The sequence below is a fragment of the Marinilabilia salmonicolor JCM 21150 genome, from assembly GCF_000259075.1.
Lineage (GTDB): Bacteria > Bacteroidota > Bacteroidia > Bacteroidales > Marinilabiliaceae > Marinilabilia > Marinilabilia salmonicolor.
The window spans coordinates 1-918 of the sequence record NZ_AJKI01000058.1 but is presented as its reverse complement, the minus strand read 5'-3'; the positions used below and the strand labels follow the sequence as shown (position 1 = coordinate 918).

Annotated in this window: 1 protein-coding gene; it reads right to left on the bottom strand. The window is 33.4% G+C overall.

The features are described 5' to 3' along the window. Positions 1-58: 58 nt before the first annotated feature. Positions 59-847, bottom strand: a complete 789-nt coding sequence (locus W7W_RS0120210) for a hypothetical protein (protein WP_010665441.1) — start codon at positions 845-847, stop codon at positions 59-61. Positions 848-918 lie beyond the last annotated feature (71 nt).

Sequence of the window (918 nt, the reverse complement as noted above, 5' to 3'; positions counted from 1 at the left end):
TTTGCCATCAAAGTAACGGCTGAAGACGGGGGCTTACAATATGCGCGAGGCCGAAGGCTTACAAATATCCACCATGTATAATTCTATTTCTTCTTTTGTAACAGTTGTCATGCCATGCGTTTAAGGGAGTTGTTGAATTCGTTAAATCCCAAGTCCCACCAAGTCTTGAACTAAACTCTCGCTTTAAAACTCCAATGAATCCATATTTCTCATAGGTTACATCCAATTCATTAGAGTTTTTTCCTTCTTCTTTAAACAATTCTAAAAGTAATGTTCGTAGAAATGTTTCAAATGCAGTCTGACAATATAAAACAGCCTCTCGGAACTGTCCATTAATAAAATACCTGCTTGCATTCAATTTTAATTCTAATGCAAGCGTAAATGGATTCCATTCTTGGTTTATTACGTTAGCATACCAAATTATTTCATTAGTTTCTTCTTTGGATAATAAAGTTTTCTTGTAAGCAACATTCGGATGTAATAGCAACATACCTGGTTGATAATCCCAATCATTGGGGTTCATAAAACGATACATACAAACTACATCAAACATTTTTGGAGTCACCTGATAAACTGATACATCCTTAGTTGTAATCAAATAGCTTGTCAGAAAAAAATTCAGTTTCTCAACACAAGCATCAAATAGTTTAGATAATTCATCTTTCTGAGATTCATTTTCTAACTCAGCAACAAACTGCTCATGGTCAGTTATATAATTTAATTCAACGATGGTCTTTGCAACATCTTGTTTAAGATTGTCATCATCTACATTATCAAAGAAAAATATGTGTCTGGAAACAAATGAACTAAACACTAATGTTATCGCCTCACCCCCTTTCAATGCCATTGTAACGCATCTAAGTACATGACAAAATATTTATACAATCATTAAACTCCTTGATATTTAAGGCATTCATC